Raw genomic sequence first — 11,309 nt, 5'->3', positions numbered from 1 at the left:
CGCCTCCGCGATTTGTCGCCGTCCATTTCGCCCGGGAGGAGGCGATGATGGAGCGCTGCGGCTATCCCGACCTGGATGGCCATCTTGCCGCCCACCGCTATTTCGCCGACGAGGTGGAGAAGCTGGCCCGCGATTTCGAAGGCGACAACCCCACCATGCTGCGCATGGACCTGATCCTGCTGCTGAAGGACTGGTTCGTGGAGCACATCCAGCAGACCGACAGCCAGTACAAGCCCTATGTGGGAGAGATGATGTAGGGCGAGGAAGCGCCCTCTCCCCGGGACGGGAGGGCCTGCATTCACTGCTTCGCGGCGGCTTTCCGGTCGGGCAGGCCCGTGTCCAGCTTGGCCTGGATGGCATCCTTGTCGGTGTCATCGTCGGCGTTGCGGAGCGCCCGCGTCCATTGGAATCGCGCCTCGTTGCGGCGGCCGGCCCGCCAGTAGGCGTCGCCGAGATGGTCGTTGATGGTCGGATCGCCCGGCTTCAACTCCACCGCGCGCTCCAGCTTGCCGACCGCGGCCTCGTAATCGCCCAGTGTGTAGAGCGCCCAGCCCAGGCTGTCGACGATGTAGCCGTCACGCGGGCGCAGCTCCACCGCGCGTTCCACCATCGCCCTGGCCTTGTCGAGATGCTCGCCGCGGTCGATCCAGCTGTAGCCGAGGAAGTTCAGCAGCGACGGCTCGTCCGGCCGCAGTTTCAAGGCGGTCTGCAGGTCGGCTTCGGCCTGCGCCCACTGCTTGGTCTTCTCGAAACACATGGCGCGGGCGTAGAGCAGCGGCCAATGCCGTTCCTGCGGCGTACCGATCCGCTCCAGTGCCGTGCTGTAGGCGGGGATCGCCTCGGCATAGCGCTTGGTGTAGCGATAGAGGTCGCCGAGCCGGGTGATGGCGTCGGTCCGCTCCGGCCGCTCGGCGGCGAGGTCCTTGAGGATCGCGATGGCGTCGTCGTTGCGGTCCATCCGGGCGAGGCTGTCGGCTTCGCGCATGCGGGCGGTCCAGCCCAGCAGCGGGTCCTTCTCCAACTGCCGGTAGGCGGCCAGCGCCTCGTCGTGATGGTCGCGTGAGGCGGTGATGTCGCCGATCAGCAGATGGGCGAGCGCCAGATCGCCACGCAGATGCAGGGCGATGCGGCCGAACAGCAGCGCCGGCTCGGTGGCATTCTCGTGATTCAGCGCGCTGCCCAGGTCGAACAGCGCCTCCGCAAGGCCGGAGCGCGCGTCCGGGACCGGGCGTGTTTCGGAAGGGGCGTTCGCCATGGCGTCGAGCGCCGGTTCCACCAGCAGCCCATCCGGGTTGTTGCCCTGGAAGGTCCGGTAGAGCTTGCGTGCCTCATCCTTGCGGCCGGTCCGCATCATGAAGTTCCCGACGATCTGCACCACCCGCAGCGGCGCGTCGGTCTCCGTCACCCTGGCATAGTGGGCCGCCGCCTCGTCGTTGCGGCCGGCAAGGTCGAGGATCAGGGCGGCATGCAGGTTGTAGAGCGCCTCGAAGCCCTGGACACCGGACAGCGGCTGCAGCGCCGCCAGCGCTTCGTCCGTCTTGCCGCGGGCCGTCGCCAGCCACGCGCGGGTCAGCGGCGTCAGGAAGCGGCCGAGCCCGTCGGTCGGCAGGCGGCCGGCGAAACCATCGGCGTCGTCCAGCTTGCCCCTGGCCAGCGCGTCGGCAGCCAGCAGGGTCAGCGCCATCTGCGGTTCGCCCTGGTCGTCGAGCAGGCGCTTGGCATAGTCGATTGCCGCTTCGATCCGTCCCTCGCCCAGCCGCAGCAGAAAGCTGCGGCGCAGCAGGGCGGGGTCGTCCGGATCGGCAGCCAGAGCCTGCGCGGTGAAACGCGCCGCCGCGGTCCAATCGTCCTGATGCTGGGCATAGCGGCCGGCCAGATAACTGCCGGTGGCCGAGGCGGCGCCATCCGCAGGGCCTGCTGCCAAGGTGGGCGCCAGGGTTGACCCGGCCACAAGGGCGGCCAGGGAGATCGGCAGCAACCGGCGTCGGAAACTCGTCATGCTCTCGTCACCTCGTTTTCCGAGTCGGTATCCCATCATCTTCGGTAGGGCGCGGGCAAGTGACTTTCGTGCTGGCGCCCTTTTCGCATCTGCTAACGCCACTCCCGCCGCACCTGTTCGATCCGCTCCGGGCGCAGAATGTCGGTGGCATGGGCGTCCATGTGGGTGCGCAGGTTCTCCGGCATGCCTGGCGACAGGCTGGCGCCTTCCACCGACCAGCGGGCCATCCAGGACAGGGTGCGCAGCCAGGTCAGCCGGCGCAAAGGCTTCAGCCAGGGCAACACCTCGTCGGCGAGATCGCCGGGAACCGCCATCGCCCAGGCGGCGATGAAGGCGTCGATCTCGGCCGCTGTCAATTCCGCATCGACCCCCGGGTCCCATTTGGTCGACGTGTAGAGGCTGGCATGGGCAAGGTCGCTGGCCGGATGGCCGTATTGCAGCTTTTCCAGGTCGGTGAACCACGCCTTGCCGTGGGCGTCGATCAGGAAATTGCCGGGATGCACGTCCACCCCGACCGCGGTCAGCGGCATCGGCGTTTCGGGCGGCGGGGCGAGGTCGCCGACACGCGCGGCGGCAAGCTCTTCCGCGATCAGGATTCGGGTCTGGGTCGACAGGGGGGCACGGTCGAACCATGCCGCCTGCCGTTCGACCTGGGCCAGCAGGGCCGCGACCGGATCGGGCGGGGCGGGCAGCGGCTCGAAGAAATCGGGCGGCGCCATGCGGTGCAACGCTGCCAGCGCACGGGCGATGGCCGGCATGTCGTCGGGCAGCACCGGCGTCCGTCCCTCCACCTCGCCCACCACCAGGGCGCCCAGTGGCAGCCCCTCCCCAGGCGGCAGGAGTCCGGCGAAGCGCGGAGTATGGCCCGACATCTCCGCCCGCCGGAAGGCGGTGGCCTGCCGGTCCAGCGCCGTCCAGGCATCGAGACCGAGCTGGCTCCAGCGCGGGATACGGACGACAAGCCGCCGGCCGCGCAGCCGGACATGGTCGTGGGCGACGCCCTTCAGCGGCATCGGCTCCAGCGCGTCGGCGGAAAGATCGGCAAGCCGCGGCAGCCGGATCAGGCCGGCGTGCAGGGACTCCATGGAGAAGCCGACGGGTCCGCTCACGCCATATGCTCGCGCAGGCGGGGCATCAGCTCCACCAGATTGCAGGGGCGGTGACGGTTGTCGAGCTGCCAGACCAGGATGTCGTCCCAGGCGTCGCGGCAGGCGCTGGGCGAACCCGGCAGCGCGAAGATATAGGTGCCGTTGGCGACACCGCCGGTCGCCCGGCTCTGGATGGTGGAGGTGCCGACCTTGGCATAGCTGAGATAGCGGAACAGCTCGCCGAAGCCTGGGATCGCCTTTTCATAGAGCGCCTCGACCGCTTCCGGCGTCACGTCGCGGCCGGTGACGCCGGTGCCCCCGGTGGTCAGAACCACGTCGATCTGCGGATCGGCGATATGGGCCTGGACCTGGGCGCGGATCGCCGCGATGTCGTCGCGGACGATGCTGCGGGTGGCGAGCCGGTGGCCGGCCCCGGCGATCCGCTCCGCCAGCGCGTCGCCGGAGCGGTCGTCTGCCGCGCTGCGGGTGTCGGACACCGTCACCACCGCGATGTTCACGGGGAGGAAGGGGCGGTTCTCGTCGATCTTCGGCATGGCGGCAGGCATGTCCTCATGTCGGGCCGGAACCCGACAGGGGGTTCGGCGGTCAGGGTATCGGGCTGGCCTCACCCCGCTCAGCCACCGTTTCCACAGGCGCCGTTTCCATCGGAACCGGCGTTCTCGCAACCGGCGCGTCCGTGGCCGAAGCGGCCTCCTTCCCCGCCGGCAGCGGGTCCGGACGGGCCGCGACCTGGGCCGGATGGCCATCCATCGGGGTGTAGCCCGGCCATTTCCCGTTGGCGACAGCGGTGAGCGAGGCGGTCTCCTGGCCCAGCCGGAGCTGGTAGATCCAGAAGTTCGCCATCACCTTCTCCACATAGTCGCGCGTCTCGCCGAAGGAAAGGCTTTCGATGAACAGCAGCGGGTCGGTGATGTCGTCCAGATCCCGCCGCCAGCGTGCCAGCGTGCCCGGCCCGGCATTGTAAGCGGCCGTCGCCAGGAACAGGTTGCCGTCGATCTCCGGCATTCCCAGCAGCTCCGACAGGTAGCGCTGGCCCAGTTCCATGTTGCGCGACGGATCGAACAGCGCGTCGCGGTTGGCATCGTCGCTGCCGATGTCGGCGTTGCGCTCGCGCACATGCTGGGCGGTGCTGGGCAGGATCTGCATCAGCCCGGTCGCGCCGGCGGAGCTGACCAATCTGGGATCGAAACGCGACTCCTGGCGCATCACCGCGAAGACCAGCGCCCTGTCCACCGCGAAGCCGTCGCGCGGCGTCCAATGCGGCAGTGGGTAGAGGGCCGCGGCATAGGGGGCGCCGTCCGGCCCGGCGACGGCATTGCCCAACCGCAGCGCCAGCGAGGCAACCCCGGCGCGATCGGTCAGTGCCACCATCGCCTGTTCGACCAGCGGGTCGCCCTGCGGGTCGATGCGCTGCAGTTCCAGACCCGCCAGTTCGCGTTGTCCGGCTTGCAGCAGGGCGATGGCGCGGGCTCCTGCCGGTCTGGCTGCCATCGCCGCCAGCTGCTGCCCGGTCAGATCCGGCGCCTGCCAGCGCACGTCGCCGAGGCTGCCCAGGGTTTGCAGGGCGATCAGGCCATAGAAGGTGTGGGGATAGCGGGCGGCCGCAGCCAGATGCTCCGCCGCGGCCTTCTCCTTGCCGGGCTTGCGGGCCAGCGCCCGGGCCGCCCAGTAATCCGCCGCGGCGGCCTTCCAGGGGGAACGCGGACCGGCCGCCGCCATGGCTTCGAAATGGCGGGCGGCGCGGTCGGTCTGCTTCAGCCGCCATGCGGCGAGGCCGGCGATCCAGTGCGCCTCGGGCAGCATGTCGCCGGACCGTGCGGCGCTGGCCGAGGCAAGCGTCAGCGCCTGCGCCGTCTCGCCGGAATAATAGAGGGACGCGGCGATGCGGGTGCGGGCGGCGTCATACTGCACGGTGTCGAGCTTGCCGCCGAATTCGTCCCGGTTCAGCAGGGTCAGCGCGCCGTTGGTGCGGCCGGAGCGCAGCAGTTCCTCCACCCGCGCCACCGCCGCACGATCGCTGCGGGCACGGGACACGGTGCGGCTGCGCGGGGCGACGGTGACGCTGTCGTCATCGTCCTCCTCGTTGCTGGCGACGGTGCGCAGGCCGCCCAGCCGTTCCAGCGACCCGACGAGGCGGACGCGCTCCTCCCCCCGCGGCGGCTTCGGTGCCTTCTGGCCGGCGGGCTGGCGTTTCTGGGCGAGGGTATGAACCCGCTCCGCCCCGGCGAGGTCGCCGTAATCCTGCATCCAGCGGGCAAGTTCCTCGTAGCTGGCGCGGCGGTCGGGATGGAGATAGCGCTGGCGCAGGACATAGCCGATCAGCCGGCGGTCCTTCAGCTTCGCCATCTCGGCATCGGCGGTTTCCCACTCCGCCTGTTTCTGCGCCGCGAAGATGCGGCGGTAACGGGCGGCATCCTCCTCGTCCAGCTGGACGGCACGGGCCTTTTCGTCACTGGCGAGCAACAGCGGTGCGACCGCCGGGCCGCCGGGAGCGTCGTCGGCCACCGGCGGCGTGTTCGCAGGCGGGCTGCCGGATGCGTGGGACTCCGGCGCGTGGGGATAGGGGAACGCGGTATCGGGGGCAGCGGTTTCTGGGAGCCCCATGGCCGGATCGCTTGGCGCGTCACGGAAAACGGGGCGGTCGGGGTCGGGCACGGAATCTCCGCCGGGCGGGACGACGGCGTGACCGTCCGGCGCGTGGATGATGAGGGCGGCGCAAGCGGGCCGGAACCCGACCGCACCGTCGGGTCCCAGGGTGTAAGCCACCGTGAGACCCAGCACCCCCAGAAGGTTCCGCCGCAGCGGGGCCGCGTTCGCGGCCCGGTATGCTGCACTGCAAAATATCCGGAGCATTCTCCCGAAATACCTCACACCGACGGGAACCGCAAGCAACGGATTCACGCGGATTGTGTCAGCGGCGGTATTCGTCAGATGTTACAACGCTTTAACGAAGCTGGAAAAATGGCTCTAGCCCGTTGGGAAGGTGCCTTTCGGCATGATTTGGCTTCATTTGTGTTCCACGGCGATTGCCTTCACATGAACGATTTCGACCGGGCTGTGATATCGTATTTTTTATTGGAATTACTTGGTTCCGTCTTCGGCGATCTTTTGTTGCAAGGCAAGCATATCACGCCATGCCTCGCGCTTTGCGATAGGGTTGCGCAAGAGGTACGCCGGATGGAGCATCGGCATCAGCGGAACGGATTTTCCCGTGACCTCGTAGCTCCGCCACTGCCCGCGCAGGCGGGTGATTCCCTCCGCCCGGTTCAGCAGGGTCTTGGCGGAAACGCCGCCCAACGCAACCAGCAGCTTCGGCTGCACCAGCTCCACATGCCGTTCCAGGAAGGGCAGGCAGGCGGCGATTTCCGCCTGGGTCGGGCTGCGGTTGCCGGGCGGGCGCCAGGGCAGGATGTTGGAGATGTAGACCGTGCTGCGGTCCAGCCCGATCTGCGCCAGCATGCGGTCCAGCAGCTTGCCGCTGACCCCGACGAAGGGCTTGCCCTGCCGGTCCTCGTCCTCGCCCGGGGCTTCGCCGATCAGCATCACCTGGGCCTGCGGGTTGCCGTCGGCGAAGACCGTGTTCATCGCTGTGGCCTTCAGCGGGCAGCCGTCGAAGCTGCGCAGGGCAGCCTCCAGCGCCTCCAGGGTCTGCGCATCGCCGGCACGGGCACGGGCCTGGATGCCGGCCTCGTTGGCGCCCAGCGGCTGGTCGGGAGAGGGGAAGGAGGCTGGCTGGCCGGCCGGCCGCGGGGGCGGGCGCCCGGTTCGCGGCGGGGCCGCGTGCCATGGCAGCCGCCGGGACCGCAGCCGGATGGCCAGCCGACGCGGGTGCGCCGGCCGCCGGGGGCCGCGTGGCTGTCCGTGCGGTGAGGGTGGCCCAGTCGGTCGGCTCGTCGCCGATGGCCTCGTCGCAGCCGATGTCGGCATGCCAGCGCAGCGCGTCGAGGATGTCGCATACGTCAATCATCGTTTGACCTTACCACAGATCGTGTGGTCTTACATGTCAGATACCCAATTTGGGTGCGGTGCAAACCGTGCTACAAGCACGCGCCCGCAAAACACCATAGGGCGTCCCGAGGGAAACAGTACCAAAACAAGACGGTGGGGGAGTGTGGTTATGGAACGCGAACCGCGCGAGGTCATGGAATACGATGTTCTGATCGTCGGCGCCGGCCCGTCGGGCCTGAGTGCTGCGATCCGCCTGCGGCAGCGCGCGGCCGAGACCGGGCAGGACCTCAGCGTCTGCGTGATCGAGAAGGGGTCGGAGGTGGGGGCTCACCTGCTGTCCGGTGCCGTCTTCGAACCGCATGCGCTGGACGAGCTGATTCCGGATTGGAAGGAGAAGGGGGCTCCCCTCACCACCAAGGCGCGTGAGGATCATTTCCTGTTCCTGACGGAGACGAAGGCCTACAAGTCGCCCTTCGCCCCGCCGCAGATGAACAACCACGGCAACTACATCATCAGTTTGGGCAATCTGGCCCGCTGGATGGCGACCCAGGCCGAGGAGCTGGGGGTGGAGATCTACCCCGGTTTCGCCGCCGCCGAAGTGCTGTATGACGACAAGGGTGCGGTGAAGGGCGTCGCCACCGGCGACATGGGCATCGGCAAGGACGGCGAGAGGACCGGCAACTACACGCCCGGTATGGAGCTGCACGCCAAGCAGACCATCTTCGCCGAGGGCTGCCGCGGCTCGCTGACCAAGATGCTGTTCGAGAAATTCGACCTGCGCCGCGATTGCCAGCCGCAGACCTACGGCATCGGCATCAAGGAGCTGTGGGAGGTCGACCCATCCCAGTCCAAGCCGGGCCTGATCGTCCACACCATCGGCTGGCCGATGGACCCCAAGACCTATGGCGGGTCGTGGCTGTATCACATGGAAGGGAATCTGGTGTCGGTCGGCTTCGTCGTCGGCCTCGATTACTGGAACCCGCACATGAGCCCGTTCGAGGAATTCCAGCGCTACAAGACCCACCCGGCGATCCGCCCGACCTTCGAGGGCGGCCGCCGTCTGGCCTATGGCGCCCGCGCCCTATCGGAGGGCGGGTTCCAGTCGATCCCGAAGCTGACCTTCCCCGGCGGCCTGCTGATCGGCGATGGCGCCGGTTTCCTGAACGTGCCGAAGATCAAGGGCAACCACACCGCGATGAAGTCGGGCATGGTCGCGGCCGAGGCGGTGTTCGACCATCTGGCCGGCGGTGCCGACAACGGTCCGGAGGTGATCGCCTATCCGGAGCGGCTGAAGCAGTCCTGGGTCTGGCCGGAACTCCACGCCGTCCGCAACATCCGTCCCGGCTTCCAGAAGGGCCTGTGGGCCGGTCTGGCCAATGCCGCCTACGAGACGGCGCTGAAGGGCAAGTCGCCCTGGACGCTGAAACACCATGCCGACCACACCACCCTGGTGAAGGCCAGCGAGGCGCCGAAGATCGCCTACCCCAAGCCGGACGGCAAGGTCAGCTTCGACCGCCTGTCCTCGGTCTACCTCTCCAACACCAACCATGAGGAAGACCAGCCGCCGCACCTGACGCTGAAGGACAAGTCAGTCCCGATCAGCGTCAATCTGGCGCTCTACGATGCGCCGGAGCAGCGCTACTGCCCGGCCGGCGTGTACGAGATCGTCCGCAACGACGACGGCGGCGATCCCCGGCTGCAGATCAACGCGCAGAACTGCGTCCACTGCAAGACCTGCGATATCAAGGACCCGACCCAGAACATCAACTGGGTCGTGCCGGAAGGCGGCGGGGGCCCGAACTATCCGGGCGGGATGTAAGGGGGCCTTTCACCCCCTCCCGCCGACGCTTCGTCGGCTGCGGGAGGGGGTGAAAGCATGCGCCGAAGCCACATGCGAACGGATGACCGGTCCGGCCCCGCGGGTGCCGGTTGCGCCGCGGGCCGCTCCTATCTATAAGGCAAGTGGTAACCTTTCTGCGACGGCGCGATGATCGTTTCCTGTCCGACCTGTTCAACGCGCTACACCCTGTCCGACGAGTCTCTCGGGCAGGATGGCCGGAAGGTTCGCTGCGCCCGCTGCGGCCATACCTGGTGGCAGATGCCCGAGCGGGCGGAGCGCGAGCCGGTCATTCCCGACGCGCCGACGGAACTCCGGCCGGTCAGACCGGCAAAGCCGGCCACCGGCAAGGGCGCCGTGAGGGATGCCGGGACGTCCAGGACCAAGCCGTCCAAGGGACCGCGGGTCAAGCCGGCCCGCAGCACGGTGATCGGTTTCGCCGTATTGGGGGTGCTGGTCGCCGGTACCGCCGCCGGCGCCTATTTCGGTCGGGACGCCATCGTCCGCGGCTGGCCGCCTGCGGCACTGCTCTATGAGACCATCGGCCTGCCGGCCGAACCTCCGGGCTTTGGGCTGGAGCTGCGCAACATCCGCTCCGAACAGAAGCAGGACGGTGGGAAGACGGTTCTGCTGTTGGAGGGCGAGGTCGCCAACACCACCGATGCCGAGCGCATGCTGCCGCCGCTGCGCGTCAACAGCTTCGGCCCGGAGCACAAGCTGCTGCAAAGCTGGGTCATCGAACAGTCCGCCGAAACCCTCGGCCCCGGCGCCGTGGCGGGGTTCCACCACAGCCAGCCCGATCCAGGCCCGGTGACCGAGGTGACGATCACCTTCGGCGGCCCGCCCCCCGGATTGGAGCCGCCCGCTGCCGAGAAGCCCGCTGGCGAGAAAGCCCAGGAAAAGCCCGCTGCCGCGAAGCCGGCTCCCGACAAGCACGCCGCCCCGGCCAAGCCGTCGGGCCATTGATCCGATGGGGTGATCCGGTCCGGTGGCCGGCTTTACCGCTCCGGAATGCCGTATTTCCGCAGCTTGTTGGCGATCATGGTGTGCGAGGTGTTCAGCCGTGCCGCCAGCTTGCGGCTGGACGGAAAGCGCGGGTAGAGCCGGCGCAGCAGTGTCCGTTCGAACCCGTCCACCGCGTCCTCCCAGCTGCCGGCGTCCTCCGCTGGACCATCGGCCGACTGCATGCCGGCGCCGGCCAGTTCCAGGTCGTCGGCGTCCAGCATGCCGCCGTCGCTCATCGTCACGGCGCGGAAGATGACGTTTTCCAGCTGGCGCACATTGCCCGGCCAGCGGTTGGCGAGCAGGGCCGCCGCCGCCGCCGGGGTCAGGCGGCCGGGCGGCCGGCGGGCCTGTGCGGCGGCGCGGCCGATGAAGTGGCGGGCCAGCAGCAGGATGTCCTGGCCGCGTTCGCGCAGGGGCGGAACATCCAGCGTCAGCACGTTCAGGCGGTAGAACAGATCCTCGCGGAAGCTGTGGTCGGCGACCATCGCCTCCAGCGAGCGGTGGGTGGCGCTGATGACGCGGACATCCACCTTCTGTTCGCGCTCGCCACCCACCCGGCGGAAGCTGCCGTCGTTGAGGAAGCGCAGCAGCTTGGCCTGCAGATAGGCCGACATCTCGCCGATTTCGTCGAGGAAGACGGTGCCGCCATGCGCCAGCTCCAGCAGGCCGGGCTTGCCGCCGCGCTGCGCCCCGGTGAAGGAGCCGGGCGCATAGCCGAACAGTTCGCTCTCCGCCAGATTCTCCGGCACCGCGGCACAGTTCAGTGCCAGGAATGGCTTGTCGCGGCGTGGGCTGGCGCGGTGGCAGGCATGGGCGATCAGCTCCTTGCCGGTGCCGGTCTCTCCCAGGATCAGCAGCGGCGCCTCCATCTGGGCGACCCGCAAGGCCCGTGCCTTCAGCGCCCGCACCGGCGGCGATTCGCCGAGGATGCGGTCGAAGCCGCCCTCATCGAAATTCTGGATCGCATTCAGGCGCTCACCCAGGCGTGACGGCGTGAACAGGGTGATGACCGCGCCCGCCGCCTCGACATCGACGATGGGCGTGACCTCCAGAAGGAAGGGCTGGCCGTTCAGCGTCACCTCGCGGCCCGACATGCGGAAGCCGCCATCGGTCAGCTCGCGCGTCAGACCGGGTTCGCCGAACAGCTCGCCGAGATCGAGACCGGCGAGGCGCGAGTCCGGCAGTCCGGCGACCTGGGCGGCGGCGCTGCTGGCCACCACCACCCGGCCCTTGCGGTCGATTGCCAGCACCGGGTCGGGCAGGGCGGCGAGCAGTGCATCCAGATGCAGCCGCCGCCGCGTGCCCGGCAGCATGTCGATGGCTGCCACCGACTGCACGCCGACAATGGTGCGCAGCGCATCGGACAGGGCGGGAAGCGCCGTCGGGTCTAGCCCCGGTGCGTCGATGTGGA

9 protein-coding genes are annotated in these 11,309 nt (G+C 68.8%); 3 read left to right on the top strand and 6 right to left on the bottom strand.

What is annotated here, in order from left to right:
• A partial coding sequence (locus I71_RS12830; RefSeq protein ID WP_042695249.1) for a hemerythrin domain-containing protein occupies positions 1–257 on the top strand: 257 nt, incomplete at its 5' end.
• A 41-nt stretch (positions 258–298) separates the two neighbouring features.
• Here the strand turns inward: I71_RS12830 and I71_RS12825 are convergent.
• The 5 genes from I71_RS12825 to I71_RS12805 form a co-directional block, all read right to left on the bottom strand.
• The gene (locus tag I71_RS12825; protein ID WP_042695246.1) at positions 299–1,999 is read right to left on the bottom strand and encodes a tetratricopeptide repeat protein; all 1,701 of its coding nucleotides are present in this window, start codon (positions 1,997–1,999) and stop codon (positions 299–301) included.
• Between the two features lie 92 nt (positions 2,000–2,091).
• The gene (locus tag I71_RS12820; protein WP_244433800.1) at positions 2,092–3,108 is read right to left on the bottom strand and encodes a phosphotransferase family protein; all 1,017 of its coding nucleotides are present in this window, start codon (positions 3,106–3,108) and stop codon (positions 2,092–2,094) included.
• On the bottom strand, positions 3,105–3,641 hold the full coding sequence (gene moaB / locus I71_RS12815) for a molybdenum cofactor biosynthesis protein B (RefSeq protein WP_042695245.1): 537 nt from the start codon (positions 3,639–3,641) through the stop codon (positions 3,105–3,107). The genes I71_RS12820 and moaB overlap by 4 nt, the downstream gene beginning before the upstream one ends.
• A 52-nt stretch (positions 3,642–3,693) precedes the next feature.
• Positions 3,694–5,961 (bottom strand): lytic transglycosylase domain-containing protein, encoded by a 2,268-nt coding sequence (locus I71_RS12810; RefSeq protein ID WP_083897132.1) that lies wholly within the window; start codon positions 5,959–5,961, stop codon positions 3,694–3,696.
• Between the two features lie 228 nt (positions 5,962–6,189).
• Entirely contained in the window at positions 6,190–7,035 is an 846-nt protein-coding gene (locus I71_RS12805) for a uracil-DNA glycosylase family protein (protein WP_307188987.1), read from the bottom strand.
• A gap of 190 nt (positions 7,036–7,225) precedes the next feature.
• Here I71_RS12805 and I71_RS12800 point away from each other — a divergent pair, with 190 nt between their 5' ends.
• The gene (locus tag I71_RS12800) at positions 7,226–8,875 is read left to right on the top strand and encodes an electron transfer flavoprotein-ubiquinone oxidoreductase (protein WP_042695243.1); all 1,650 of its coding nucleotides are present in this window, start codon (positions 7,226–7,228) and stop codon (positions 8,873–8,875) included.
• Positions 8,876–9,043: 168 nt separating this feature from the next.
• Positions 9,044–9,859 (top strand): zinc-ribbon domain-containing protein, encoded by an 816-nt coding sequence (locus tag I71_RS12795; RefSeq protein WP_042695242.1) that lies wholly within the window; start codon positions 9,044–9,046, stop codon positions 9,857–9,859.
• 32 nt (positions 9,860–9,891) lie between these two features.
• On the opposite strand, the gene I71_RS12790 is transcribed toward I71_RS12795, so the two are convergent.
• Positions 9,892–11,309, bottom strand: a 1,418-nt coding sequence (locus tag I71_RS12790; protein ID WP_042695241.1) for a sigma 54-interacting transcriptional regulator, incomplete at its 5' end; no start/stop codon positions are given.

The organism is Azospirillum sp. B506 (assembly GCF_000333595.1).
Taxonomy (GTDB): Bacteria; Pseudomonadota; Alphaproteobacteria; order Azospirillales; family Azospirillaceae; genus Azospirillum.
This window is presented reverse-complemented; position numbering and strand designations above follow the sequence as displayed.

Bases quoted from the DNA above. Each gene is read 5' to 3' on its own strand.
- I71_RS12805 (WP_307188987.1), bottom strand. From the start codon at position 7,035: ATGCCGACATCGGCTGCGACGAGGCCATCGGCGACGAGCCGACCGACT.
- I71_RS12825 (WP_042695246.1), bottom strand. From the start codon at position 1,999: ATGACGAGTTTCCGACGCCGGTTGCTGCCGATCTCCCTGGCCGCCCTT.
- I71_RS12800 (WP_042695243.1), top strand. From the start codon at position 7,226: ATGGAACGCGAACCGCGCGAGGTCATGGAATACGATGTTCTGATCGTC.
- moaB (WP_042695245.1), bottom strand. From the start codon at position 3,641: ATGCCGAAGATCGACGAGAACCGCCCCTTCCTCCCCGTGAACATCGCG.
- I71_RS12810 (WP_083897132.1), bottom strand. From the start codon at position 5,961: ATGCTCCGGATATTTTGCAGTGCAGCATACCGGGCCGCGAACGCGGCC.
- I71_RS12795 (WP_042695242.1), top strand. From the start codon at position 9,044: ATGATCGTTTCCTGTCCGACCTGTTCAACGCGCTACACCCTGTCCGAC.